The 22,431-nt window shown below is 54.1% G+C and carries 22 protein-coding genes; 8 read left to right on the top strand and 14 right to left on the bottom strand.

What is annotated here, in order from left to right; translation table 11 throughout:
• Positions 1-7: 7 nt before the first annotated feature.
• From RHP47_RS11990 to RHP47_RS11965, 6 genes are all read right to left on the bottom strand, one after another.
• Positions 8-340 (bottom strand): DUF3007 family protein, encoded by a 333-nt coding sequence (locus tag RHP47_RS11990; protein WP_149821181.1) that lies wholly within the window; start codon positions 338-340, stop codon positions 8-10.
• A gap of 5 nt (positions 341-345) precedes the next feature.
• Positions 346-576 (bottom strand): photosynthetic/respiratory NAD(P)H-quinone oxidoreductase subunit L, encoded by a 231-nt coding sequence (gene ndhL / locus RHP47_RS11985; RefSeq protein WP_149821179.1) that lies wholly within the window; start codon positions 574-576, stop codon positions 346-348.
• A 30-nt stretch (positions 577-606) separates the two neighbouring features.
• Entirely contained in the window at positions 607-1,320 is a 714-nt protein-coding gene (ndhK, locus tag RHP47_RS11980; RefSeq protein WP_310840579.1) for a photosynthetic/respiratory NAD(P)H-quinone oxidoreductase subunit K, read from the bottom strand.
• Positions 1,321-1,440: 120 nt separating this feature from the next.
• The gene (locus RHP47_RS11975) at positions 1,441-2,367 is read right to left on the bottom strand and encodes an isoaspartyl peptidase/L-asparaginase (RefSeq protein ID WP_286625868.1); all 927 of its coding nucleotides are present in this window, start codon (positions 2,365-2,367) and stop codon (positions 1,441-1,443) included.
• Positions 2,368-2,437: 70 nt separating this feature from the next.
• Positions 2,438-3,589: a methyl-accepting chemotaxis protein gene (locus RHP47_RS11970; protein WP_286649691.1), complete on the bottom strand. Its 1,152-nt coding sequence runs from the start codon at positions 3,587-3,589 to the stop codon at positions 2,438-2,440.
• A 249-nt stretch (positions 3,590-3,838) separates the two neighbouring features.
• Complete coding sequence (locus RHP47_RS11965) at positions 3,839-5,338, bottom strand: cryptochrome/photolyase family protein (RefSeq protein WP_310840577.1); 1,500 nt, start codon at positions 5,336-5,338, stop codon at positions 3,839-3,841.
• A 110-nt stretch (positions 5,339-5,448) separates the two neighbouring features.
• On the opposite strand from RHP47_RS11965, the gene trpC reads away from it, so the two are divergent.
• Together trpC and RHP47_RS11955 are read left to right on the top strand one after the other, a co-directional pair.
• Positions 5,449-6,372, top strand: coding sequence for an indole-3-glycerol phosphate synthase TrpC (gene trpC / locus RHP47_RS11960; protein WP_286627195.1), 924 nt, complete (start codon positions 5,449-5,451; stop codon positions 6,370-6,372).
• 2 nt (positions 6,373-6,374) lie between these two features.
• Positions 6,375-7,088 (top strand): HAD family phosphatase, encoded by a 714-nt coding sequence (locus tag RHP47_RS11955; RefSeq protein ID WP_286649689.1) that lies wholly within the window; start codon positions 6,375-6,377, stop codon positions 7,086-7,088.
• Here RHP47_RS11955 and RHP47_RS11950 read toward each other — a convergent pair.
• The 3 genes from RHP47_RS11950 to RHP47_RS11940 are packed head-to-tail and all read right to left on the bottom strand — an operon-like array spanning position 7,085 to position 9,948.
• Positions 7,085-8,485 carry an NAD(P)(+) transhydrogenase (Re/Si-specific) subunit beta gene (locus tag RHP47_RS11950; RefSeq protein ID WP_286625864.1) on the bottom strand — a complete coding sequence of 467 codons (1,401 nt, stop codon included), beginning with the start codon at positions 8,483-8,485 and terminating at the stop codon, positions 7,085-7,087. The genes RHP47_RS11955 and RHP47_RS11950 overlap by 4 nt on opposite strands.
• 5 nt (positions 8,486-8,490) lie before the next feature.
• A complete protein-coding gene (locus RHP47_RS11945) occupies positions 8,491-8,769 on the bottom strand; it encodes an NAD(P) transhydrogenase subunit alpha (protein WP_190278097.1) in 279 nt (92 codons plus the stop codon).
• Between the two features lie 24 nt (positions 8,770-8,793).
• Complete coding sequence (locus RHP47_RS11940) at positions 8,794-9,948, bottom strand: Re/Si-specific NAD(P)(+) transhydrogenase subunit alpha (protein ID WP_310840575.1); 1,155 nt, start codon at positions 9,946-9,948, stop codon at positions 8,794-8,796.
• 324 nt (positions 9,949-10,272) lie between these two features.
• Between RHP47_RS11940 and RHP47_RS11935 the strand changes: the two genes are divergently transcribed.
• Positions 10,273-10,704 (top strand): universal stress protein, encoded by a 432-nt coding sequence (locus RHP47_RS11935; protein ID WP_149821161.1) that lies wholly within the window; start codon positions 10,273-10,275, stop codon positions 10,702-10,704.
• A 3-nt stretch (positions 10,705-10,707) separates the two neighbouring features.
• Positions 10,708-13,188, top strand: coding sequence for an HAD-IC family P-type ATPase (locus RHP47_RS11930; RefSeq protein ID WP_286625861.1), 2,481 nt, complete (start codon positions 10,708-10,710; stop codon positions 13,186-13,188).
• On the opposite strand, the gene RHP47_RS11925 is transcribed toward RHP47_RS11930, so the two are convergent.
• The gene (locus RHP47_RS11925; protein ID WP_149821157.1) at positions 13,185-14,996 is read right to left on the bottom strand and encodes an ABC transporter ATP-binding protein; all 1,812 of its coding nucleotides are present in this window, start codon (positions 14,994-14,996) and stop codon (positions 13,185-13,187) included. The two genes, RHP47_RS11930 and RHP47_RS11925, sit on opposite strands and share 4 nt — an antisense overlap.
• 76 nt (positions 14,997-15,072) lie before the next feature.
• Positions 15,073-16,668: a 2,3-bisphosphoglycerate-independent phosphoglycerate mutase gene (gene gpmI, locus RHP47_RS11920; protein ID WP_310840573.1), complete on the bottom strand. Its 1,596-nt coding sequence runs from the start codon at positions 16,666-16,668 to the stop codon at positions 15,073-15,075.
• 282 nt (positions 16,669-16,950) lie between these two features.
• Between gpmI and chlP the strand changes: the two genes are divergently transcribed.
• The gene (gene chlP / locus RHP47_RS11915) at positions 16,951-18,159 is read left to right on the top strand and encodes a geranylgeranyl reductase (protein ID WP_149821152.1); all 1,209 of its coding nucleotides are present in this window, start codon (positions 16,951-16,953) and stop codon (positions 18,157-18,159) included.
• A 25-nt stretch (positions 18,160-18,184) separates the two neighbouring features.
• Here the strand turns inward: chlP and RHP47_RS11910 are convergent, their stop codons facing one another.
• The 3 genes from RHP47_RS11910 to rpsD are packed head-to-tail and all read right to left on the bottom strand — an operon-like array spanning position 18,185 to position 20,185.
• A complete protein-coding gene (locus RHP47_RS11910) occupies positions 18,185-18,454 on the bottom strand; it encodes a YciI family protein (RefSeq protein ID WP_149821150.1) in 270 nt (89 codons plus the stop codon).
• 9 nt (positions 18,455-18,463) lie between these two features.
• Entirely contained in the window at positions 18,464-19,558 is a 1,095-nt protein-coding gene (gene prfA, locus RHP47_RS11905; protein WP_149821148.1) for a peptide chain release factor 1, read from the bottom strand.
• An 18-nt stretch (positions 19,559-19,576) separates the two neighbouring features.
• Positions 19,577-20,185: a 30S ribosomal protein S4 gene (gene rpsD, locus RHP47_RS11900; protein WP_181495092.1), complete on the bottom strand. Its 609-nt coding sequence runs from the start codon at positions 20,183-20,185 to the stop codon at positions 19,577-19,579.
• A gap of 185 nt (positions 20,186-20,370) precedes the next feature.
• On the opposite strand from rpsD, the gene RHP47_RS11895 reads away from it, so the two are divergent.
• The 3 genes from RHP47_RS11895 (at position 20,371) to egtD (ending at position 22,387) form a co-directional block, all read left to right on the top strand.
• A complete protein-coding gene (locus RHP47_RS11895) occupies positions 20,371-20,547 on the top strand; it encodes a transposase family protein (RefSeq protein WP_149821145.1) in 177 nt (58 codons plus the stop codon).
• 170 nt (positions 20,548-20,717) lie between these two features.
• Positions 20,718-21,386, top strand: a complete 669-nt coding sequence (locus RHP47_RS11890; RefSeq protein WP_149821143.1) for an amino acid ABC transporter permease — start codon at positions 20,718-20,720, stop codon at positions 21,384-21,386.
• A 29-nt stretch (positions 21,387-21,415) separates the two neighbouring features.
• Positions 21,416-22,387, top strand: coding sequence for an L-histidine N(alpha)-methyltransferase (gene egtD, locus RHP47_RS11885; RefSeq protein ID WP_149821141.1), 972 nt, complete (start codon positions 21,416-21,418; stop codon positions 22,385-22,387).
• The last annotated feature ends 44 nt before the right edge of the window (positions 22,388-22,431 follow it).

Genomic DNA, 22,431 nt, shown 5'->3' with positions numbered 1-22,431 from the left:
ACTTGAGCTAATTATCGCCCAATTCTGGATCGGCAATCTCGCTGGATTCCGCTAGAATTTCTGCTTCAAGGGCGGCTAGCTCCTCTGGCGACATCCGCGCAAGGCGATCGCTCATCACTGCCTCTTCATAGTCTTTAAGTTGCTGGTGGTAGGTCATCCGTCCTGTAAAGACCCGCAGGAAATATGTCGAGAGCCAACCCAGAACCACCAAGACAAAAATGGCTTGACTCCAAATCCCGGCTTGAAGCGGCTCAATCCCCGCAATGCGCAACAGGAGATAAACCAAGCCGCCCGTAAAGAAAACACCAATGCCAATCCCTAGAACATCAATGCGGCGCATAGCACCTAGGAATTGAGGGAGCGCGGTTGGGGACGAAAGTTAATAAAGGGAGCCAGCAGGAGTAATCCCGGAAAGAAGAACGTCACCAGAAAGTACATAAATGCCCGTTCAAAGGAGCCAGCCACATACCAGCGAGCATTCAAATAGGCATAGACGATCGCCGGCACCACCAGCAGATATAGCCCTGCCAAGGCGCTATAGACACCCAGTACCAAAAGTTCCGTTGAAACTGCCATGATTCCTACCTCTTACCAACGATGACCAAACTACTCTGCAACGGTGCGGGTTTCGCTCACCGCTTCCCCAAGAGCAGGAACGGCCATTCCCATGGCTTGCGCAAGGGCTGGGGGCGGAGCTTGGCGACTGGGAGCATTGAGATATTGCCCTGTCAAAATAGGGGGCACCGGCTTCATCTTGTGCTTGGCGGTAAAGAGGCGATGGGTTTGAGCAAGGTTGCCACGCTCGTTGATATGCTCGTTGGCAATTTTCTTACGCAGCTTGACGATCGCATCCATGATCGCCTCTGGACGGGGCGGACAGCCGGGCAAATAGACATCCACGGGAATCAGCTTGTCCACACCACGCACGGCGGAATAAGAATCAGAGCTAAACATCCCCCCTGTGATCGTGCAGGCGCCCATGGCAATCACGTACTTGGGATTGGGCATTTGATCGTAGAGGCGAACCAAGGCGGGTGCCATTTTCATCGTGATGGTGCCAGAGGTGATGATCAAATCCGCCTGACGGGGGCTATTGCGGGGCACCAAGCCAAAGCGATCGAAATCGAAGCGCGAGCCAATCATGGCCGCAAACTCAATGAAGCAGCAGGCAGTGCCATACATGAGTGGCCAAAGGCTCGATAGCCGCGCCCAGTCATAGACATCATTGAGGGAAGTCAAAATAATATTTTCAGCAAGTTCTTGGGGAACTTCAGGACGAGCAATCGGATTGAGAATGGCAGGCGAGGTCGTATTGGTCATAGGGTTCCCTCAAGGGACATCGGCCAAATGTAAAAACACTTAAGATTATAGGCGTTTGACCCAACAGATGCACCCAATCCGATGTAGTGAGCAATAAAAAAACTTGACACCAAGGATAAATTATTTTTGACTGCCTACCTGTAGCCCCGGTGGTAATTCCAAGGTATCGCCAATGGTCGTTCCATCCCAGTAGGCCGCCAGCAGGACATCACAGGTTTTGCCCCAGGCGATCGCCCCCCGATGGTCGAGGCCAATGGCGCCAAAATCGCGTTGCCGACTAGCGGCTTCGCGGAAGGATTTTTCAAAGGCCGCCTCTAGGGACAAGCCATCGGTTACCCGCACCACAATCCGCGTGGCCAGCGCCTCATCAAGAATATCCTCACCAATGCCAGTACAACTGACTGCTGCTAAGCTGTTGGCATAGTTGCCGGCTGGGGTTGCGGAGTCACTCACCCGCCCAATGCGCTCAAAGCCCTTGCCGCCAGTGGAAGTCCCCACGGCCAAGTGTCCCTGCTGATCTAAAACCACAACACCAATCGTGCCCCGCCTTGCCTCCTCGGCCACGACTCCGGCCATCGATTTTTGGAAATTGCCTTTGCGTTCCTCGAGCCACTCGTAGAGTCGCTGATCCGTGAGGGGTTGATACACAGGAATCCCTAGCTCACGAGCCAGTTCTGCTGCTCCCACATCGGACAGAATACGGTCAGGGCACTGTTGCAGCCAGTGGGCAAGATCAATAGGATTTTTCACCCGTGATACATTAATGACACCGCTGAGGCTCTGCCGCTGCCCATCCATGAGCGAGGCACTCATGCGAATTTGACCGTCCGATTGCAGCACAGACCCCGTGCCTGCATTAAAGCGCGGTTCATCCTCTAGGAGCCGACACCCCAAAACCACTGCCTCAATCGCCGTTGCCCCTTCTTTTAGGGCCTGAACCACTTGGCTGACAATGGTATGCAGGGATTGGCGGACGGGAATGAGACCGCCTTTGTCTTGGAGCGAGCTGCCGGCGCCGCCATGGAGAATAACAGTGGGTTGGGGCATCCTCAATCCTAGAAATTATAGGGTGTTCTAGCTCCAAAATACCCTGTGGCGATCGCCGAAATCCACTGCCCTAAGCAACCGCAGCTGTCGGCATCTCCTCATAGTCCGTAGAGACTTCCTCAGCATTCAGGAGCGCTTGCAGTTCTTGGATGGCTTGCTGCGTATCTTCCACTTGACTGAGGAGCGATCGCGCGATTTTTTCCCCAGAGGCGGTGGACTCTACAACCTCGCGAATGTGATGGCGAAAATGATTGGCCATTTCCTCTACTTGTTGGTTGGCAAAGACCACTTGGTTGGCCAATTTGTTAATTGCCTCACTGATAAAATCGAAACCAGCCATCTGCTGGCCACTGCGACTGGCAATCAGCCCCGCCTGCACCGCAAGGTGTTTCACCTGACGGGTAATCTCAGCAATTTGATGGGTGGCTTGGTCGATAATTTCCACGTCCTGTTTCAGCCGTTCGCTGAGGCGATAAACCTCCGCTGTGTGACGGCTAATTTGGTTAACCCCGGTGAATGTTTGCTGAAAGGCTTTGCGCCCCCGCTGGGAAAGAACTTGGCTAATGGAGACGAACCGTTGATTGAGTTGGGCAATCCGCTCCGCTTGCTCACGCACAGAGCGCTCCTGCTGCTCTAGGGCTTCGTTCATTTGTTGGGTGCGGGTTAGCTCGCTTTCAAGGCGCTTGGCATAGTCTTGGTTCCGCTCTTTTTCCACCTTTAACTTCTCAAGGAGTTGCTGGGTGTGGAGGTGCTGCTGCTGAATGAAGAGATTTTTCTTGCTCAGCACTTGCGCTTGGGCAATCAGGATCACCCGCATATCCACCAACACCAGTTGCTTGCCCTTACGCACGACCACGGGTTCGTAGACAAAGGCGGGGGGGCGACTCAAGGCCTGTTCCACGGCTTCTTCGACGGGAGTGCGTGCCATCAAGACAAGGGGCGGTACTTGGGGGGCGGCAATTTCTGGCAGCAATTTAATCGGGCGCGGCAAGTAGAGATCGCGACCAAACTGCTTACTCATGCGCTCAAAAAACTTGACCTTGGAGATCATGCCGATGACGCGATTGCCTGCCACCACTAGGACCCCCGGTAGCTCAGGGTAACGTTGAAATTCGTCAGCCACTTCTTCAGAGATGGTTTCAGGGGAAACCTGATAGGAAAAATAGGGTAAGTCAGCCAACGTAGCGGCTGCGGACAGTTGGATATTGACTGTCTCATTCATTTGATTGTCCCCCGGAATGAGTATTGAATTTTTTAGGGTGAAAACTGTACTTTTGCTTTACCTCAGTTAAATTATCTCGACTTGAGAGTAGGAGGAATTTATTTTTTGGTTATCTTTTGGTTAAGTTTTATTCGCACTAGGGTCTAAAAGGTTTGAAATTTCCAAGGAATGTATAGAGTTACCAGCTTTTAAGATTTAAGAAATCCTAGTAATCTGGGATACAGTTTTTATTTTCTTAATCGATGAATTTTATGAATTTTCGGCATACCACTGTTCTACCTGCTGTTGAATTGCGGCTGTTTCTGCGGGACTAAATTTATCGAGATTTTTCAGAATCACGCTCATGCGTCCTTGGCGACTCAAGATTTTGCGGTGTCGGGCTAGAAAGTGCCAATAAAAAAAGTTAAAGGGACAGGCGCGATCGCCCACCCGTTGCTTGGGATCGTAGGCGCACCCTTGGCAATAATTACTCATGCGTTGAATGTAGTTAGCAGACGCCGCATAGGGCTTGGAGGCCAACAGCCCGCCATCGGCAAATAAGCCCATTCCCAAAACATTGGTTTGCATCACCCAGTCGTAGGCATCAATAAACACGCTGTGGAACCAGTTTTCCACTTGTTGGGGAGACAAGCCAGTAATCAGGGCAAAGTTGGCGAGGATCATCAGCCGTTGAATGTGGTGGGCATAGCCTGTGCGCTCAATTTGCTGCAGAACCTGGCGCAGACAGTTCATAGTGGTGCGATCGCTCTGCCAAAAGAACGTCGGTAAGGGATGAGTGTGCTGAAAGAAATTATGCTGGCAGTAGTCAGCACCAAGGTAGTGATAGAGACCATACATATACTCGCGCCAGCCGAGAATTTGGCGAATAAAGCCCTCCACACTGTTGAGGGGCAGCGGCCGTTCCCTGTAGGCGGCTAAGACAGCATCGATTACTTCTTGGGGGTGCAATAGCCCTAGGTTCAAATAGGGGGACAGCAAACTGTGCCACAGGCTCTCTTCTCCTGCCACCATGGCATCTTGGTAGGGGCCAAACTGGGGCAAGCGGTATGCAATAAAGTTTTCCAAGACCTGCAGCGCTTGGGCGCGGGTGACTCCCCAGTCAAAGGGTTCGATGTGGCCGTAGGTGTCAAAGTTCCCTTGGCGCACTGTCTCAATGACTTCTTGGCTGATCTGATCGGGAGAAAAGCGCAGCGGTGGTGGCGGTTTGAGGCGAGTAGGCGGCGGTTGGCGATTTTCGGCATCGTAGTTCCACTTGCCACCCACGGGGGATTTGCCGTCCATGAGAATTTGAAACCGTTGGCGACCGGCGCGGTAGAAATACTCCAAGACCAGCGTTTTGCGATCTTTCGCCCAGTCCTGAAATTCTGCTTCTGACCAGAGAAAGTGATTGTTGGGCAAGAACTTAATGGTACAGGGGAGATCGAGGGTAGCGATCAGATCCCGAAAGGGGCGATCGCTGGGTTGCATGATCCGCAGTTCGTGGATATGGTGGGCTGCAATCCACTGTCGCAGTGGGGTAGCAAAGTTGGGGGCGATCGCATAGGTCACCGGCCAACCGGCTGCTTCCAGTTCTTGGGCAAAATGCCGCATGGCCGACCAGACCAGCACGAGTTTTTGAGCATGGTAGCGGCGTTGTTTCACCCATTGGCGGGACTCAATGAGGATGACGGGCACAGGGGTTGGACAGCTTTGCAGGGCTGATTGCCCTTGCCACAGTTGATCGCCTAAAACCCAAACGCCAATGGCCATCTGAACTCAGATTGTGAATATTGTGAATAAGGACTAAAGGAGAATGGTTTAGTACAACCAATGTGATTTATCTTAGTGTTCAACTGTTGCAACTCCATACGACACTCATCATGCAAATTCGCCGGCGTCCCCCTAATCCTGCTGTAACCGTTCGCAACCTCCACTACCAAGTACCGGTGGCCGATGAGGCTCCCCGCAATATCCTTGAGAAAATCGTGTGGCACAAGGAACAGGAGGTAGAGCAACTGCGGGAAGTGCTCCCCCTGCCGGACTTGCAACGTCAGGTACTCGATGCACCACCCGTACGCTCCTTTTTCGCCGCGCTGCAAAACCCTGTCACCCAGCCAGCACTGATTGCCGAGGTCAAAAAGGCCTCTCCCAGTAAGGGCATTATTCGCCCCAACTTTAATCCGGTGGCGATCGCCCAAGCCTATGTTGCCGCTGGCGCGACTTGCCTTTCCGTCCTGACGGACAGGGAGTTTTTCCAAGGCAGTTTTGAGTACCTCGCCCAAATTCGCCAAGTGGTGGACGTGCCACTGCTGTGCAAGGACTTTATCATTTACCCCTACCAAATGTTCTTGGCGCGGTTGCGGGGCGCTGATGCGGTTCTCTTAATCGCTGCCATTCTCTCGGATCGCGATCTGCGTTATTTCCTGCGCATTGCCCATGGCTTGGGGCTAACCGCATTAGTGGAGGTGCACACCGCCGAGGAGATGGAACGGGTACTTGAGCTGGAGGACGTACAGTTGGTGGGCATCAACAATCGCAACTTGACGGACTTTAGTGTTGATCTAGCCACCACTGAACAGCTTTTGGCCACCTATGGGGCGCAACTGCGCGATCGCCACATCCTTGTGGTCAGTGAATCGGGCATTCATCAGCGTGCCGATGTTGAGCGGGTGACACAAGCCGGTGCCCAGGCCATTTTAGTCGGAGAATCCCTCATGCGACCCCCAGTAGAGATGGCGCACTGCAGCGAGGCGGAGCAACTCCAAGCACGGATTCAGCAGTTATTCCCAGAGTTAGCACGCTAGGTATGCCCCTGAAGGCAGTTTTGTTTGATTTCAATGGTGTCATCCTCGACGATGAGGCGATCCATGCTGCCCTCATTGAGGAGATTCTGCTGCAAGAAAATCTGCGACCCCAGCGGGGCGAGTACGACCTATTTTGCCTAGGCCGCAGCGATCGCGCCTGTTTGGATAATCTCCTCAGCCGCCGCGGCCGGGCAGTGACCCCCGCCTATCTGGATAAACTGGTGGCACAAAAGGCAGTCGCCTACCGCGCACGCTTGGCCAATATGGAGCCTTTTCCCTTCTTTGCGGGGGCGATCGCCCTGCTGGAGAAACTCCATGCTGCGCAGTTGAAAATTGCCATTGTCACCGGTGCCCTGCAATCCGATGTGGACTTGGCTCTTGAGCGGGGAAACTTGACTGGCATCGTGGACTGCATTATCAGTGCCGAAAGTGTGGAACGCGGCAAACCCTATCCCGACCCCTATCTCCGTGCCATTGCAGCCTTGCAAGCCCTAGGGGGCGATCTCACAGCCGCTGATTGTCTGGCGATCGAGGACACCTTGGTGGGGGTGCAATCCGCCCGCGAGGCCGGTGTCAAAGTCTTGGGGGTCGCGCACACCTATCCCTTCCACATGCTCCAGCGTCGCTGCCATTGGGTGCTCGATCGCCTTGATCAGTTTGACCTTGAGGAAATTGCCCCGGTGTTTGATCGCAGCGTGGCCGCCACCCCCTCCTAGAGGTGTTTCACCTCAGCAATGAGTTGATTGAGCACTTCCTTGGCATTGCCAAACAGCATTAGAGTTCTGTCCTTGTAGAACAACTCATTGTCAATACCGGCAAAGCCCGGATTGAGGCTGCGCTTGATCACAATCGTGTGTCGTGCCCGATCCACATCGAGAATGGGCATCCCATAGACGGGGCTACCGGGGTTGGTGCGAGCGGCTGGATTCACGACATCATTGGCACCAATGACCAGTGCCACATCCACATGCTCAAACTCTGGATTAATGTCCTCCATGTCCTTGAGTTGGGGGTAGGGGACATTGGCTTCGGCAAGCAGCACATTCATGTGACCGGGCATGCGACCTGCCACCGGGTGGATCGCGTATTTGACATCGACACCCAGCCGCTCCAGTTGATCCGCTAGTTCTTTGACACTGTGCTGTGCTTGAGCCACCGCCATTCCATAACCGGGGACAATGACCACCGACTTGGCATAACCTAGCATCATCGCACTTTCTTCGGGGTCAATGGTGCGCACTGACTTCGCGGTGGCATGAACACTACCCTCAGCACTGCCTGTGGTCGAGCTACCAAAGCCACTAAAGAGCACATTGGCCAAGGAGCGATTCATGGCCTTGCACATGATTTGCGTCAGGATCAGCCCCGAAGCCCCCACCAAGGCACCAGCAATAATCAGCATACTGTTGCCCACAATAAAACCGGCAGCACTGGCAGCCAAGCCCGAAAGGGAGTTCAAAAGGGAAATCACGACCGGCATATCGGCACCGCCAATGGGCAGAACAAAGAGCACCCCCAAAATGCTGGCGATCGCCACCAAGCCCCAGAAAATCGGCATCTGACTTGGATCCAACCACACCCAGCCACTGGCCACCAAGAAAGCCACCAGCAAGCCGAGGTTAATCGCCTGCTGCATCGGGAAAATGATCGGGGTTCCCGAAATCAATCCCTGAAGTTTACCAAAAGCAACAAGGCTACCAGTAAGGGTGACGCCACCAATCAGCACCCCCAAAATAATCGTGATCAGCGTACTGGGGGTCAGCGGTTCACCCACGGCCACAATGCGGCAAAATTCACCAATGCCCACCAAGGCAGAGGCCGCCCCTCCTAAGCCATTGAGTAACCCCACCATCTGGGGCATGGCCGTCATTGCCACTTTGTAGGCAGCGATCGCGCCAATGACACTGCCGAGGCCCATGGCCGCTAGGATGCCCGTATAGCTAATAATCTGGCGATCGAGGAGCGTGACCACAATCGCAATCAACATCCCCAAGGCGGCAAGGCGATTTCCTTGACGGGCCGTGGCCGGAGACCCCAGTTTTTTCAAACCGAGGATAAAGAGCGCCGCAGCACCCAGATAGCTCAATTCTTCAATGCGTGTTAGCCAATCCATGGTTCCTACCGCTTAAACATCTGCAACATGCGATCCGTGACCAAAAAACCGCCCACCACATTAATCGTGGCGAGCACTGTCGCAATAAATCCCAAGACCACCGTTAAAGTGGTGTGCCCACTCCCCGCCATCAGTAGGGCACCAATTACGGCAATCCCCGAAATGGCATTGGCACCAGACATCAAGGGAGTATGCAGCGTGGGCGGGACTTTGTTAATCACCTCAAAGCCAATGAAACTGGCCAGCACAAAAATCATCAGACCGACAAGAATGGGATCTGTCATAGAACGAATCCTCTAGGGACATCTCTAAACCGTTGTTGCCAAGGTTGGGGCAGGATGCAGCAGTTGCAGTACCCGTGGGTTGCGAACCTGCCCTTCATGGGTGATACAGGCGGCATCCACAATGTCATCCCCAAAGTTCAAAACCAATTCCCCTTGGGGGGTGAGGTACTTCAGGAGCGTTGAAATGTTTTTGGCATACATTTGGCTGGCATGCACCGCCATTGTCGAGGGCAGATTAATCGGGCCAATAATAGTGACCCGCTGATGACAAATAGAGCGCCCCGGTTCTGTGCAGGCACAGTTGCCCCCCTGCTCAGCGGCTAAATCCACAATCACCGAACCCGGTTTCATGCTGGCCACCATCCGTTCTGTCACCAAAAGAGGGGCAGGCTTGCCGGGAATTTGAGCAGTGGTAATGACCACATCGGCACTCTGGACATGGGCAGCGATCGCCTCTTGGGTTTTGTGCTTTGCCGCCTCAGAAACCTCTTTGGCATAGCCGCCGGCGGCAACGGTCTCCTCCTCAAGGTTGACTTCGACAAATTTGGCACCGAGGCTTTGTACTTCCTCCTTGACCGCTGGGCGAATATCAAAGGCTTCAACCACAGCTCCCAACCGGCGGGCGGTGGCGATCGCCTGCAAGCCCGCCACCCCTGCTCCAATCACAAACACCTTAGCGGGGGGAATCGTACCCGCTGCCGTCGTCAACATCGGGAAAAAGCGCGGCAAATTAGCAGCGGCCAATAACACCGCCGCATAGCCTGCCACCGCTGCTTGGGAAGACAGGGCATCCATACTCTGGGCACGACTGGTGCGGGGAATGCACTCGAGGGCAAAGGCAGTAATATGCCGCTCTGCCAAGTGTTGCATCTGCCATGGATTGCCCAAGGGATTGAGAAAACTAATTAAGGTGGTGCCGGGTCGAATCCACTCCACCTCGCGATCGCGCAAGGGAGCCACCTTGAGCACCACATCCACATTGCCCCAGACCTCTTCAATGGAGTAACCAATTTCCGCACCCGCTGCACGGTAGTCATCATCGCTGAAGTGAGCCATATCTCCTGCACCGGACTCCACACAAAGGTGATACCCCTGCTGCACCAGCTTGGCAACGACTTCGGGAATCAGGGCAACCCGTTGTTCACCCACTTCGCGTTCCTTAACGACCCCAACTTTCATAGGCACTCTTGGATAGGGTTTGTAGTCTTGACAGAACAATTCCTTGGTGTACTCATCCGGGCATTTTTATAACCGCCCGACACCGTCACAACACATTCACCTGCTGTCCTGTACTGATCCTCACGCTACTGCGATCCCCTCGGAAATGGGCGCAAATGTCAGCGTTTTGTGGGAATTCTCCACAAGTCTTATGATCCCCAGGGAGGGTTGTAACAAATGTTGACACTATGTTTGTTCTTTGTCCCTGCCTTGAGTGACCTTAGGAGCCATCAATCCCAGCACCCTTATGGCAGACTAAGAGATTGCAAGTACAGAGTCACAGGCATGTTCAAAACAATTTTAGTGGCCCTCGATACCAGTGAGCTATCGGCACGGGTGATGGCGGCGGTGGCACAGTTAAATCTTGACCCGGATGCCCAAGTGATTCTCAGTCATGTGATCTCACCGACAGAGGCGGGTTTTGGCGTCAGTGCCGATCGCCCCTCGTTGCATCCGCAAATGGGCACCTACCGTAGTATTGAGCAGCATTTACAACAGTTCCAAAGCCACCTCCCCTGTGACTCGGAAATTGAAATTGTTACCGGTGACCCCGTCGAGGAAATTTTACGCTTGGCCAATATCTATGGGGCAGACCTAATTGTGCTGGGGAGTCGCGGCCTCACGGGGGTTGAGCGGGTTGTGCAAGGCTCAGTAAGTGGCGCCGTTGTGGCGGATGCCCCCTGTTCGGTGTTTGTGGTTAAGTCAGCGGAAACTTAGGGTATGACAGCACCATTGACGGGTCTGACAGCGGCGGAAGTGGCGGAGCGGCAAGCCAGAGGTCGCATTAACCGTCAAGCGAGTGAAAGCAATCGCACCTATGGCGACATTTTGCGGGAAAACCTCTTCACGTTTATCAATGGGGTTTTTGCTTTTATTAGCGTCATTTTGCTCTTTTTAGGTCGTCCGGGGGATGTGGCCGCCATCATCGTGGTGGTGTTTCTCAATGCCATCATTAGCATCCTGCAGGAAATTCGCGCCAAACGGCAGTTGGATGAAATTAGCCTCCTCACCCGTCCCCGTGTCAAGGTGCTGCGCGATCGCCAAGAGGCCATTATTGATCCTGCAGAAGTCGTAGAAGGGGATATTCTCCTTTTGGAGCCGGGGGATCAAATCGTTGCCGATGGCACTGTCGTTGGTGATGGACAGATCCAAGTGGATGAGTCCTTGCTCACAGGGGAGTCGGATCTCATCTCCAAGCAAGCGGGCGATCGCCTGTACTCCGGGAGCTTTTGTGTGCGCGGTGCCGCTGCCTATGTCGCCGAACAGGTGGGGGAAGCCAGTACCGCCCATCAACTGACTGCTGCCGCCAAAACCCACCACCACAAACTCACTCCCCTGCAACGGGAAATTAACCTGATTATCCGCGTCATTCTGGCGCTGGCGGTTTTCCTATGGCTATTGGTGCTGCTCTCGCTATTGGTACGCCTGACCACCCTACAAATGAGTGTGCAAACGGCGGCAGTGGTGGCGGGTCTTGTCCCCGTGGGCTTGTATCTGACAATTACGCTCACCTATGCCTTGGGGGCACTGCGTATCTCCCGTGCCAATGTCTTGGTGCAGCAGGTAAATGCCATTGAATCCCTCAGTGGCGTCGATATTCTCTGCCTTGATAAAACGGGCACACTGACGGCCAATGCCCTTGAACTCCATAGCTGGTACGCCCTCACTGATACAGAGGAAAAGACAAAAGCGGCTCTCGCCACGTTTACCGCCAGTGTTAGTGCTCCGAACCGCACCATTGTTGCCCTCACGGAGGCCTTTGACGGCAGGCCCCAGCCCCTACGCCTCGAAATTCCCTTTTCCTCCGCCTACAAGTGGAGTGCCGCAGCGTGGCATGACTCAGAAGCATTTATTTTGGGGGCACCGGATGTCCTCTTCAAGGCTGAAGACCTCTCCCCTGAGGTGACTGAATTACTCCAGCGGGGACGGCAGCAGGGATTGCGGGTGCTTCTCTTTGCCCGTAGTTGCAGTGATCCTCAATGGGATGAGCGGCAGGAGACTCCCCTCTTGCCCCCAGATCTTGAACCCTTAGCAGTGATTTGGGTGGGCGATCGCCTGCGACCCCAATCCCGCGATGTTTTGCAACGCTTTCAACAGGCTGGAATTCAAATCAAAATTATTTCCGGTGACCATGCGGAAACGGTGGTTGCCCTCGGTAAACAAGTCGGCCTCGATGCGGGGGCGATCGCCATCTCCGGCACAGAACTCGCCGCCATGGATGATCCTAGCTTTGATCAAATGGCCGAGAAAGCCACGGTTTTTGGTCGCATTACCCCCGAGCAAAAGGCGAAACTCGTGACTCGACTGCGTGCCCTCGGGCATCAGGTGGCCATGATTGGCGATGGTGTCAATGATGTGCTGTCCCTGAAGCAGGCCAATGTGGGCATCGCCATGGAAAGTGGCAGTGCCATTACCCGAAATGTGGCTGATATTGTATTGCTTGCGGATTCCTTTGCCGCCTTACCAGCAGCCTTTCGTGAAGGACAGCGCATCTACAACGGCATTCAAGATGTCACGAAGCTCTTTCTGGTGCGGGTGTTTAGCTTTAGTTTGCTTTGTCTAGTCACTGTCATGGCAGGGCGCGCCTTTCCGCTGCTGATTAAGCACAATAGCCTGCTAACCCTGTGGGGAGTGGGTCTGCCGACCTTGGCGGTGGCTTTTTGGGCAGTGCCGGGGCCGCGTCCCCATCGATCGCTGATTCGTTCATTGCTGCACTTTGTCATCCCCGCCACCCTAAGCCTCGCACTGTTGGCCATTTTCATGTACTTGGGGGTGTTGGCACGGGAACTGACGCCCCTTGTGGCATTGCTCCAAGGACGCTTTGATCCAACGCTGTTGAATGGCCGCGAGGTGCTCTTAGAACTAGGGCAGAGTGTGGCGATCGCCCGCACGGCCTTGGTGACGACCCTGATGCTGGCCTCCCTTTGTTTAGTCCTGTTTCTCAAACCTCCCCATCCCACATGGGTTGGCGGTGCGCCTTTAGTGGGCAACTGGCGTTATGTTGCTGTGGTTTTAGCCCTGCTGGCTGCCTTCTTGACAATTAGTTTTTCGCCGACCCTACGGGCAGTGGCTGAGTTGGAACCCCTTTCGTGGTCGCTGTGGGCATTGATTGTACTGATTGTTTTGCTATGGGTGATTTTCCTGCGCAGCTTTTGGCGCTATCGACTCTTGGATCGCTTCCTTGGTGTGGATCTCAGTTAGGCACGAGGGGCGCGATCGCGCTGAATCGAGTAGAGATGGGCATACAATCCCCCTTGGGCGAGGAGTGTCTCATGGTCTCCCTGCTCACGGATTGTCCCTTGATCCAAGACCACAATTTGATTGGCATCCCGAACCGTACTGAGGCGGTGGGCAATCACAATCATTGTGCGAGTACCCGTAATGGAGCGCAGGGCCAGTTGAATTTCCCGCTCCGATTCATAGTCGAGACTTGAGGTGGCCTCATCAAAAATCAGGACATCGGGATCTGCTAAGAGGGCACGGGCAATCCCTAGGCGCTGCCGCTGTCCCCCCGAAAGCCGCAAGCCCCGTTCACCGACAATGGTGCGATAGCCCAAGGGCAACTGCTGCACAAATTCATCCACCCGCGCAATAGCACAGGCCTCATAGACGGCGTCGGCACTGACCTCGGGGTTGGCATAGGTGAGGTTATCCCAGAGGGTGCCATTAAAGACATCCACTTCTTGGTGGACAATGGCCAGCCGGCGGCGATAGGCGCGGACATCGAGGGTTTGAATATCTTGGCCATCAATGAGAATTTGCCCCTGATCCGGCTGGAAGTAGCGAAAGAGAAGCTTGATCAGGGTGGATTTCCCGGAACCCGATCGCCCCACCAAGGCCACCGTTTGGCAGGGTTCAATGAGTAAGTTAATATCCCGCAGAATGGGACGCCCCGGCGTGTAGCTAAACCAAACGTGCTGAAAATCCACTTTGCCCGAAAACTTCAGGCTAGGAATCTCCTGTTGCTCCAGATCAATGGCATCGCGACCGGGGGGCAATTCCATAAATTCATGGAAGCGCAAAATGGAGGCATAGCGGCGCGCAAACACCTCCGACACCTGCGAGAGGGGGGTAATTTCGGCATAGGCCATACTGGCAAGGGTGTAAATCGTAATAAAGTGACCAATGGAGACCCGGCCGGCGATCGTGGCCGCTAGGGAAAACCCCAACAAACTGAAAAGACAGAACTGGACTACGGTTCCCTGCCAAGTAATCAGGTGCATATAGCCGCGATGGATGCGGTCAATGACCATCTTGAACTCGCGATCGAGACGCTGCTGTTGACGAGCAAGTTCACGGGCTTCAGTGGCAAAGGCTTTGACGGTTTTGATATTGGTAATGATTTCTGAGGTGCGGCTTTCTGTGCTTTCGATGTGGCTGTCGAGGATTTCTTCTTTTTGAATAATGCGCCGTAGGGTGTGCAGGGTCAGCACCAAGATCACTGTAAAGGAGAGCAACAGTCCAAGGGCGATCGGCCAATCAAGCCACCAGACAATCAGGCCAATCCCCAGCACCCGTACCAGTTTGGGAATCAGTTGGCCGGCAATCTCAGGATAGCTCCACGTATGGTTGGAAATCCCTTTGCTAACACGGTTGGCAATGCGACCCGGGTTATTTTCCTCAAAGAATTCTAGGGGCAGCGTCAGGATTTTCTCGACGGCTTTGCGAGTGTGGTCGCGGCGGGCAGCCAAGGCAATCCACCAGTGGAACCATACCCCCAGCCACGGTTGAATTGGGGCACGCACCACAGTGGCCAAAAAGACAATACTGCCGAGAACGGTGAGATTGACGCCAAAGGCATTGTTCCAGCCCGTCCATGTTTGCAGCGTATGGGCGATAGCCACCACTGGCGGATCGAGGGGTTGTTGCGAGAGCAGGTTGAGAATTTGACCAATGGCATAGGGCACGAGCAAATCCACCAGTTCGCAGAGACTAGCTGCGGTAATACTGGCGATCGCCATCCCCCGATAGGCGCGGTAGTAACCCAGAATGGAGCGAAACGTGGCCATAAAAACAGGACAAGCACTGTTCCTATTTTAAGATTTCTTAAAATTTTCTGCCGTCGCTCTTGGGTTGAGAATGCCCTTAGACCTTCACAGAGACTGGGGTGCGATTGAGGCGCGTTTCATAGGGGGCACTGGCAATCAGCGATCGCCCGGTCATCTCAGGGGGTTGAGGCAGCCCCAAAATTTCCAGAATCGTCGGTGCAATATCAGCAAGGCAACCATCCTGCCGCAGGGTGACATCCGTGCCATGGCCGGGGATTTTGCGTTTCTCCCCTTCCACCAAGATGAAGGGAACGGGGTTGGTGGTGTGAGCCGTCCAAGGGTTACCGTCCTCGTCAATCATGTACTCAGCGTTGCCATGATCAGCGGTAATCAGCAGCGTGCCCCCCACCTTTGTTGTTGCTTCCACCAATACGCCTACACAGCGATCCACAGTTTCAATGGCTTGAATGGTAGCTTCCATCTGCCCCGTGTGCCCCACCATATCGGGGTTAGCAAAGTTCACCACAATTAGGGCATATTCCTGTTTCTCAATGGCCTCCTTAACCGCTTCTGTTACGGCAAGGGCAGACATGGCTGGCGCTTGATCGTAGGTGGCCACCATTGGACTGGGGATAAGAATGCGATCTTCGCCGGGGAAGGGTTCCTCAAGGCCGCCATTGAAGAAATAGGTGACGTGGGCATATTTTTCCGTTTCCGCTGCCCGCAGTTGCTTCAGGCCATGCTCGGCAATCACTTCCCCAAGGATATGATTGAGGTTTTGGGGCGGGAAGGCGACACCACATTTAAAGTTAACATCGTATTGGGTGAAGGTCACGTATTCCAAGGGCGTAATTAGCGTCCGTTCAAAGCCGCTAAAATCAGGGTCAATAAAGGCTTGGGTGAGTTGGCGGGCGCGATCGGGACGGAAATTAAAGAACACCACACCATCGCCGGGTTCAACGGCTCCTTCAGCAATGCGCGTGGGGACAATAAATTCATCGCCAATATCTTGGGCATAGGACTTACTGGCCACATCCACCGCCCGCAGGGGTTGAATATTCTCATTGCTGGTCATGACGCGGTAGGCCGCCTCGGTGCGATCCCAACGGCGATCGCGATCCATGGCATAGTAGCGACCACTCACCGTCACAATTCGTCCGCAGCCAATGGTTTTCAGGCGTTGCTCCAATTCCTCAAGGACACCTGCGGCATCGCGGGGGGGTGTATCGCGACCATCGGTAATGGCATGAATACAGGCCGGTAACTCATGGCGCTTGGCCAGTTCCACCAAGCCGTACAGATGATCAATGTGGGAATGCACCCCGCCTGCAGAACACAGGCCGATAAAATGCAGCTTGCCCTTGCGCTCCTGCACAGTTTGGCAGAGCTTCACAAGGACGGGATTGCTAAAGAGGCTACCATCTTCAACGGCATCGGAAATGCGCACCAACTCTTGGGGAACAATGCGCCCAGCACCGATATTTAAGTGCCCCACCTCGGAGTTACCCATTTGACCCTTGGGGAGTCCCACCGCCTTCCCAGAGGTGCAAATCAATGTGTGGGGGTAGGCTTGCCACAAACTGTCCATGACGGGCGTATTGGCGCTAGCGATCGCATTACCGTAGGTCTCTTCGCGATAGCCCCAGCCATCCAAAATCATCAAAACAACGGGCGCAACAGGAGACGATGCCATGTGAATGCCCTACCTTAAACTTCTCTGGGAAATGGTGTAAATTGTCCAACCTCGCAAATGATACCATTCTCCACCGCGAGAGACAAATTGGGTAGCTTCTGCTACAGTCCGCACGCTGGATCAATTCTGAATCCATAGATAGATCTATCCTAACGGATCAACGATGGCCAAATGTTGAAAACTGTTACAGATGCGGCTTTTCGGGATTAAATCCTTGAAGACAAAAAATTGCCGTGATAGTATCCAAGCTGTTGTTTGTTAGCCAAAATTGGGAGTCGTCCGTTGTCACTTCGGGTAGCAGTGGTCGGTGGTGGTCCAGCGGGTTCCTCAGCCGCCGAAACCTTAGCCAAAGCCGGAATCCAGACCTATCTCTTTGAACGTAAATTAGACAATGCCAAGCCCTGTGGCGGTGCGATCCCCCTGTGCATGGTCAGTGAATTTGACTTGCCGCCGGAAATCATTGACCGCCGCGTGCGCAAAATGAAGATGATTTCCCCCTCCAATATCGAGGTGAACATTGGCCATACCCTCAAAGACCACGAGTATATCGGTATGTGTCGCCGCGAAGTCCTCGATAGCTTTATGCGCAATCGGGCAGCGGATTTGGGCGCCAACTTGATCAATGGCACCGTCTTTAAGCTGGAGCAGCCCGCCACCAGCGATCAGCCCTACACCCTCCACTATGTCCAAGAGGATGGCACAGCTCAGACCCTTGAAGTGGATGTGGTGATTGGTGCCGATGGGGCAAATTCCCGCATTGCCAAGGAAATTGATGCCGGCGATTACAACTACGCCATTGCCTATCAGGAGCGCATCCGCCTGCCTGAGGACAAAATGGCCTACTACAACGAGTTGGCAGAAATGTACGTGGGGGATGACGTGTCCCCAGACTTCTATGCATGGGTTTTCCCGAAATATGACCATGTGGCCGTGGGTACCGGCACCATGAAGGTCAACAAAGACCGCATTCGGGAGCTGCAGGCGGGAATCCGCGCCCGTGCTGCTGCCAAACTGGAAGGGGGGCAAATTATTAAAGTGGAAGCTCACCCCATTCCTGAGCATCCTCGGCCGCGGCGGGTGGTCGGTCGCGTGGCTCTGGTGGGAGATGCAGCCGGTACGGTCACGAAATCTTCAGGGGAAGGCATTTACTTTGCCGCCAAGTCAGCCCGCATGTGCGCTGAAACGATTGTTGAAACCTCCAACAGCGGTCGCCGTATCCCCACCGAAGCAGATCTCAAGCTGTACCTGAAGCGCTGGGACAAAGCCTACGGCATGACGTACCTAGTGTTAGATCTGTTGCAACGGGTCTTTTATCGCTCCGATGCCACCCGTGAGGCCTTTGTGGAGATGTGTAGCGATATTGATGTACAGAAGCTCACCTTCGATAGCTACCTCTACAAGACGGTGGTGCCGGCTAATCCCTTAGTGCAGTTGAAAATTACGGCAAAAACGATTGGTAGCCTGATGCGGGGCAATGCCCTTGCGCCCTAAGTGAGTTTCGGATCCGCCCTCGCCTCTAGAGGGCTTGGATCCACTCATGAATGCTGTACTCTGTCCACACCTGATGCTGCCAGTAGGGGTCGTTTTCAATCAATTGGCGCACGGTCTCTTCGCTATCCGCCTCGTAAATGGCAAAAAAGTAGCGCAGGTCTTTCGTAGGACCAATGGTGATGAGCACCCCTTGGGCTTTTTGAACCGCAAGGCCGTCGAGGTGTGCTTGGCGATGGGGGGAACGCCGTTCAAGGACATCTTCACAGTAGCGTCCCCAAGCCACAAATTTGGTCATTTGATCCTCCTAGGCTTGTTCGGCAGCCAGTTGTGCCAGTTGTTCCTGCTGATCACGGCTAATGCAGGCTTGGATAATTGGTTCTAGATCCCCTTCTAGGACACTGCTGAGGCTAAAGTTTTGTCCTAAACGGTGATCGGTGACGCGGTCATCTTTGTAGTTGTAGGTGCGAATTTTTTCGGAGCGATCGCCCGTACCCACTTGGGAGCGACGCATTGAGGTAATAGCTTCCTGCTGTTCCCGCAGCTTCATTTCGTAGAGTTTTGCCCGTAGGATTTGGAACGCGCGCTCTTTGTTTTTCAGTTGGCTACGCTCTTCGGTGCAGAAGATGCGAATACCCGTCGGCTTGTGGAAGAGGTCAACGGCTGTTTCTACTTTGTTGACGTTTTGGCCACCGGCACCCCCGGATCGCGCTGTGGTGAGTTCAATATCCTTGGGATCAATTTCTACTTCCACTTCATCCACTTCGGGCATTACCGCCACGGTGGCCGTAGAGGTGTGAACTCGCCCCCCCGCTTCGGTGACAGGCACCCGCTGCACGCGATGGACACCGGATTCAAACTTCAGCTTGCTATAGACGCGATCGCCCTTGATTTCGAGGATGGCTTCCTTGAAGCCCCCCATTTCCGCGAGGGATTCACTGACTAAGCTCACCTGCCAGCCTTGGCTTTTGGCGTAGCGGGAGTACATTCGCACTAAATCCCCTGCCCAAATTCCCGCTTCATCGCCCCCAGCACCCGCTCGAATTTCTAGCATGATGTTTTTATCATCATTGGGGTCACGGGGCAAAAGCAGAATTTTTAGGCGTTCCTCGAGCTCGGCAATGCGGCGGCTGAGATCCGCGACTTCTTCTTCAGCCATCTGGCGTAGCTCGGGTTCATTGACTGCTTCTTTCAGTAGTTGGCGGGCATCCACCAGTTGCTGATTGAGGGACTGCCATTCGTGATAGGCATTCACCGTCTCCTCCAAGGCAGCACGGGAGCGAGCCACCTTCTGAAATTCGGTTGGGTTGACCGCCACATCGGGATCCGCCAAGCGACGGGTCAGTTCCGTAAAGGTTTGCTCGACAGTGCGGAGTTTTTCCAGAAGATAGGCTTCTGCCATAGGAAGGGCGGCGATACTCTAGACTTTGCGGGAGTAGTACTCAACCACGAGGAGTTCATTGACTTGGAGAGCCACCCATTGCCGTTCGACAATACCGGTGACTCTGCCGGTGAGGGTGCTTTTATCCAGTTCCAAGTGGCTGGGAAGATTGGCAAGTCCAGGATTTTGCAGGTTGGTTTCCACCAAGCGGCGCGATCGCTCATTATCGCGAACCGTAATCACGTCCCCCGGACGGCACTGATAGCTGGGAATAGAAACGCTGCGACCATTGACCAGAATATGGCCATGATTCACCAGTTGGCGGGCGGCTGGAATCGTTGGTGCCATTCCAAGGCGGAAAACGGTGTTATCCAGCCGCATTTCCAGTAACTGTAGAAGGGTTTGCCCCGTGGAACCACTGACCCGACGGGCCTTACGCACATAGCGCACCAGTTGCCGCTCCGAAACCCCGTAGTTGAAGCGCAGTTTTTGCTTTTCGTCAAGGCGCAGGGCATATTCCGAGCGCTTTTTGCGGGCTTGGCCGTGTTGACCAGGGGGATAGCTCCGCTTGGGGGCTTTGCGGGTGAGACCAGCCAGTTCACCCAGACGACGGACAATTCTCAAACGAGGGCCACGATATCGAGCCATGCAACTATACCCAACCTACAGTGATGATGGTGTCCAACCAAAAATGGGCAAGAAATAGACTGATGTGCCGAGGGCAACTTAATCAGCTTGCCTAGTATATCAAGGGGCTGGGCGCGATCGCAACCCTAGGACGAGGATTTCTAGAGCAAACGCATAGTAGAAAAGTAAGCCAATCGTTTGTGGGAATGTCACCATGCCGACCCTCTGCCGGTCTGCTCGACCACGTCAAAACCCTACAAGACCCCCGCGCAGAACACTTGCTAGAGCATCAACTCCTTGACATCATTGGTCTGACCATCTGTGCCGTCCTCTGTGGTGCAGAGGTGTGGGTGGAGATTGAGGACTACATGACTGGACTGTAGTGTACGATAAAGACTTAATCTCGTCCCCATCGTAGCTGGCTTCCGCGTCGCGGTGGAAAATCGACAGGTGCGGGGAGTCCATGTCGCTCACCTTTTAGGTAGAGCGCGGGACTGATAGCTCCCTGAACCCCTCATTAAGTTAGAGCAACAGGTGTAACCCAATCTCTTCGATGGAACTGATCCAAGCTGCCCTGCCGGCCTTTTTGCGGGGAGCACTAAATACACTCATTTACTGTGGCATTTCCTTTCCGCTAGCGGTGTTGCTAGGCATTGTCCTCGCCGCCATGAGCACCTCCCCCTTTCTGTTTCTGCGCTGGCCAGCACTTGGCTTTATTGAGCTAATGCGCAATACCCCCATGATCACCCAACTGCTCCTGCTCTACTACGGCGTCGGTGCAGTATTAGCCCAGATGAATCTTGCGACTTGGGTGAATGCGTGGACAGCGGGGGTGACAGCCCTGGCGCTCAACTATGGCGCCTATGAAGCAGAGGTCTTTCGTGCGGGTCTGCAAGCGGTGGATGTGGGGCAACGGGAAGCGGCTCTCTCCCTAGGCATGAGTCAACAACAGGGATTTGTGCGCATCATTTTGCCCCAAGCCATTCAAATTGTGATCCCACCCCTCGTCAATGACTTTATCTACATGCTCAAGGATTCGGCCATTGTCAGTGTGATTGCCGGCGTGGACTTAACCTCAGTGATGCGGGTGTGGGTGATTCGCAACAGTAGCCAGCCATTTCCTCTGTATGCGCTGGCCTTAATTCTCTACCTGCTAATGAGTTTGCCGATCGCGTGGTGGGGACGGCGTTTGGAGCAGCGGCTAAAGGCTAAAATATCTTAAGGTCTGCACATTCTGGAGCCGCTTTCCCTGTGAGCGATCGCCTGCACCTGACCCACTTACCCAGTCTCGCCACAGAACGGGACGGCCAAGATGTTATCCGAGGTCTGACTCAGCAACCCAAGTCTCTTCCCTCCTACTACTTCTACGATGCTGCGGGATCACGCCTCTTTGAGCAAATCTGTGAGCTGCCGGAATACTACCCCACCCGTACAGAATTGGGCATTTTAGAGACCGCCGCCGGGGCGATCGCCCAACTCACGGGCGCCTGTGAACTGGTGGAACTTGGCAGTGGCAGCGATCGCAAGATTCGCCTTCTCCTATCGGCCTATGCCCACGTACAACCTCGGCTTTACTATCGTCCCATTGATGTCAGTGGCTCAATCCTCAAAACCAGTGCCATGGCTCTTCTTGCCGACTATCCGCAGCTCAGTATTCATGGTCTTGTCGGCACCTATCAAGTGGGCTTAGAGCACCTACCGCCCCCCTTGGCACCTCGGCGCTTGCTCTGCTTTCTCGGTAGCACCATTGGCAACCTCTCCCCCAGCGAATGCCAGACCCTTTTTCAACAGATTCATCAGGTTCTTAGGGACGGGGACTATTTCCTGCTGGGCGTGGATCTGATCAAAGACACGAGTATTTTGCTCCCTGCTTACAACGATGCCCAAGGGGTGACGGCTGCCTTTAACCGCAATCTCCTCCATCACCTCAACTGGCGCTTTCAAGGAAATTTTCAGCCCGCAGCCTTTGCCCATCGCGCCATCTATAACCCGATTGCCCAGCAAATTGAAATGTATCTCGATTCACAGCAGCGGCAAACCGTTACCTTGGCTGCCCTTGATTTTCAGTGCACTTTTACTGTGGGTGAACCGATTCTCACCGAAATTTCCCGCAAGTTTGATCTTGCTGCCCTCAAGGCGGCATTAACGGCTGCTGGATTTCGATGGATCAAGGCCTTTACCGACCCTCAGCAGTGGTTTGCCCTCTGCCTCTGCCAGGTTTAGAGCGAAGGTCTTTGGAATAGGTTAGAATCAGGGAGAAAAGCCGC

It is taken from the genome of Thermosynechococcus sp. QKsg1 (assembly GCF_031586415.1).
Lineage (GTDB): Bacteria > Cyanobacteriota > Cyanobacteriia > Thermosynechococcales > Thermosynechococcaceae > Thermosynechococcus.
The sequence above is the reverse complement of the archived record's forward strand: the minus strand, read 5'-3'. Positions and strand labels throughout refer to the sequence as shown.

What these genes read in the sequence shown, in the direction of transcription:
- RHP47_RS11990 (WP_149821181.1), bottom strand. Translation starts at nt 340, where the DNA reads ATGCGCCGCATTGATGTTCTAGGGATTGGCATTGGTGTTTTCTTTACG.
- ndhL (WP_149821179.1), bottom strand. Translation starts at nt 576, where the DNA reads ATGGCAGTTTCAACGGAACTTTTGGTACTGGGTGTCTATAGCGCCTTG.
- ndhK (WP_310840579.1), bottom strand. Translation starts at nt 1,320, where the DNA reads ATGACCAATACGACCTCGCCTGCCATTCTCAATCCGATTGCTCGTCCT.
- RHP47_RS11975 (WP_286625868.1), bottom strand. Translation starts at nt 2,367, where the DNA reads ATGCCCCAACCCACTGTTATTCTCCATGGCGGCGCCGGCAGCTCGCTC.
- RHP47_RS11970 (WP_286649691.1), bottom strand. Translation starts at nt 3,589, where the DNA reads ATGAATGAGACAGTCAATATCCAACTGTCCGCAGCCGCTACGTTGGCT.
- RHP47_RS11965 (WP_310840577.1), bottom strand. Translation starts at nt 5,338, where the DNA reads ATGGCCATTGGCGTTTGGGTTTTAGGCGATCAACTGTGGCAAGGGCAA.
- trpC (WP_286627195.1), top strand. Translation starts at nt 5,449, where the DNA reads ATGCAAATTCGCCGGCGTCCCCCTAATCCTGCTGTAACCGTTCGCAAC.
- RHP47_RS11955 (WP_286649689.1), top strand. Translation starts at nt 6,375, where the DNA reads ATGCCCCTGAAGGCAGTTTTGTTTGATTTCAATGGTGTCATCCTCGAC.
- RHP47_RS11950 (WP_286625864.1), bottom strand. Translation starts at nt 8,485, where the DNA reads ATGGATTGGCTAACACGCATTGAAGAATTGAGCTATCTGGGTGCTGCG.
- RHP47_RS11945 (WP_190278097.1), bottom strand. Translation starts at nt 8,769, where the DNA reads ATGACAGATCCCATTCTTGTCGGTCTGATGATTTTTGTGCTGGCCAGT.
- RHP47_RS11940 (WP_310840575.1), bottom strand. Translation starts at nt 9,948, where the DNA reads ATGAAAGTTGGGGTCGTTAAGGAACGCGAAGTGGGTGAACAACGGGTT.
- RHP47_RS11935 (WP_149821161.1), top strand. Translation starts at nt 10,273, where the DNA reads ATGTTCAAAACAATTTTAGTGGCCCTCGATACCAGTGAGCTATCGGCA.
- RHP47_RS11930 (WP_286625861.1), top strand. Translation starts at nt 10,708, where the DNA reads ATGACAGCACCATTGACGGGTCTGACAGCGGCGGAAGTGGCGGAGCGG.
- RHP47_RS11925 (WP_149821157.1), bottom strand. Translation starts at nt 14,996, where the DNA reads ATGGCCACGTTTCGCTCCATTCTGGGTTACTACCGCGCCTATCGGGGG.
- gpmI (WP_310840573.1), bottom strand. Translation starts at nt 16,668, where the DNA reads ATGGCATCGTCTCCTGTTGCGCCCGTTGTTTTGATGATTTTGGATGGC.
- RHP47_RS11910 (WP_149821150.1), bottom strand. Translation starts at nt 18,454, where the DNA reads ATGACCAAATTTGTGGCTTGGGGACGCTACTGTGAAGATGTCCTTGAA.
- prfA (WP_149821148.1), bottom strand. Translation starts at nt 19,558, where the DNA reads ATGGCAGAAGCCTATCTTCTGGAAAAACTCCGCACTGTCGAGCAAACC.
- rpsD (WP_181495092.1), bottom strand. Translation starts at nt 20,185, where the DNA reads ATGGCTCGATATCGTGGCCCTCGTTTGAGAATTGTCCGTCGTCTGGGT.
- RHP47_RS11895 (WP_149821145.1), top strand. Translation starts at nt 20,371, where the DNA reads ATGTCACCATGCCGACCCTCTGCCGGTCTGCTCGACCACGTCAAAACC.
- RHP47_RS11890 (WP_149821143.1), top strand. Translation starts at nt 20,718, where the DNA reads ATGGAACTGATCCAAGCTGCCCTGCCGGCCTTTTTGCGGGGAGCACTA.